The following is a 1,896-nucleotide window of genomic DNA, read 5'->3' as shown; positions in this document are numbered from 1 at the left end:
GTTAGCTGCGAAAAATTTCCAGAGCCATCAATGTCTTCAGATGTATCAGCAAATATAAAGTCGCCAATGCGCAGAAGGGAGTCGGGGTTGTTCTTCAGAAACTCCTCGCGCACACACTTAAGGGTGTGATTATCTGGGTTGACTTCGAAGCCAAATCGTGAGTGAACCTCTCCATAATTGATGCATGGAATTCCAGTATCTTGAAGATCGTCCTTGGTTATATTAAGTCCCTTGTCAAAGGAAAAAAGATTACGAAATCTTGATGTTTTCCAATGCTGTGGAATAACGCCTAATGACTCGACGCCAGAGTCCTTAAGTAACCCATAGCAATTGCTGTCGGACGCCACATCAACCATTGGCCACCCCCGACACATCCTTCAAGTCCAACCCCAAAATTTCCGCAATCAAACCCTCCGCCTTCTGCTCTAACGCCACAATCTCCCGCGCCACCTCATCCATGCTGCGCAGTGGCTGGTGCTTGTAGAAGTATTTGTTAAAGCTAATCTCGTAGCCGATCTTTACCGACTCCAGATTGATCCAGGCTTCTGGCACATGGGGCTGCACTTCGATCTTGAAGAAGCGGTGGATGGTGTCGGCCAGTGGGATGCTTTCACTGTCGCGCAGGTCGCTGTTGGATTCGTAGGTAATAAATTCGCCGGCCTTGTCGCTCTGATAGTAGCCGTAATCGGCCAGGTCGGCCTCGCGACAATCCAGCCGCTTCAGCAGGGTGGCCAGCTCGGCTCTGTCGAATTTCTCCACCTTGCGGATGACCTTGGAGGCGTTTTCGTCGTACCAGCTCACTGCATTGAGCACTTGATTGCGCTCGCTGGCACCGAGCTTGATGCCGGTCTCTTTGTTCAGTTGTTTAAGCGCTTTGTCCACCTGTTTGGCGAAGAGGTTGAAGTCGTCATATTCCTCGCTGCCGATGGCTTGCATCAGGTAGTTGCCCACGGTGACTAGCAGGGACTGCTTGGCCCATGTTTCCAGGCTCAGCAGCTTTTTGCGCTGCTTGGCGTTGAGCTCCAGGCCTTGTTCTTCACACCATGCGAGGATGGCTTTTTCATGGGTGCCCAAGGTGGCATCCTGGTACACCGCTTCGCCCCACTCTTGGTAAATCCACTGCATGGGTTCGCGCAGGGTCTTGTCGAAACGTAGGGTTTCGATGCGCTCTGCGCTGAACTGCGCCTTGCGCCGGTCTGGCCGTTCGATGCTGACCTTGTGGTAGCCGAAGTCGCGGTTATCAAACACTTGCGCGGCGATGCCGTCGCCACCAGCCGGGCGGTCGACGCTGGCCAGGTCGAGGTAAGATTGGGTAATTCGCTCGATATGCTCGGGGGCAAATTCACAGTTTTTGTTGCCGAGGTTTTTGCGCAGTTTGCGGTACAGCATGCTGGCATCGATCAGTTGCACCTTGCCTTGGCGCTGCGCCGGCTTGTTGCTGGAGAGCAGCCAGATATAGGTGGTAATGCCGGTGTTGTAGAACAGATTGTTGGGCAACTGGATGATGGCATCGAGCAGGTCGTTTTCGATCAGGTAGCGGCGGATATTGCTCTCGCCACCGCCGGCGTCGCCGGTAAACAGGCTGGAGCCGTTATGCACTGAGGCGATGCGCGAGCCGAGGCCACTGTCGCCGGGAGCTTTCATTTTGTTGACCATTTCCATCAGAAACAGCAACTGCCCATCGCTGGAGCGCGGGGTGGCGTCCTGCAACTCGGCGTTTCCCCAATAGTCCGCGAGGCTGACCTTGAAGCGCGGGTCGATCACGTCGCCGCCGTCTTTGATGAACTTCTGCTCGCTGGCCCAACTTTTACCGTAGGGCGGGTTGGAAAGCATAAAGTCGAAGCGGCTGCCTGCGAATTCGTCCACCGAGAGGGTGGAGCCGGGGCGGATGTGGGC

At 54.9% G+C, this 1,896-nt stretch carries 2 protein-coding genes; both read right to left on the bottom strand.

The features are described from left to right. Window positions 1-356, bottom strand: a 356-nt coding sequence (locus G3436_RS28100) for a restriction endonuclease subunit S domain-containing protein (protein ID WP_476644186.1), incomplete at its 3' end; no start/stop codon positions are given. Next, on the bottom strand, window positions 349-1,896 hold a 1,548-nt coding region (locus G3436_RS25985; protein WP_163951123.1), incomplete at its 5' end, for an HsdM family class I SAM-dependent methyltransferase. The genes G3436_RS28100 and G3436_RS25985, both read right to left, overlap by 8 nt.

Origin of the sequence: Pseudomonas brassicae (genome assembly GCF_010671725.1) — a bacterium.
GTDB classification, from domain to species: domain Bacteria; phylum Pseudomonadota; class Gammaproteobacteria; order Pseudomonadales; family Pseudomonadaceae; genus Aquipseudomonas; species Aquipseudomonas brassicae.
Note: the sequence above shows the minus strand (reverse complement) of the source record. Positions and strands in the feature narration are given on the sequence as shown.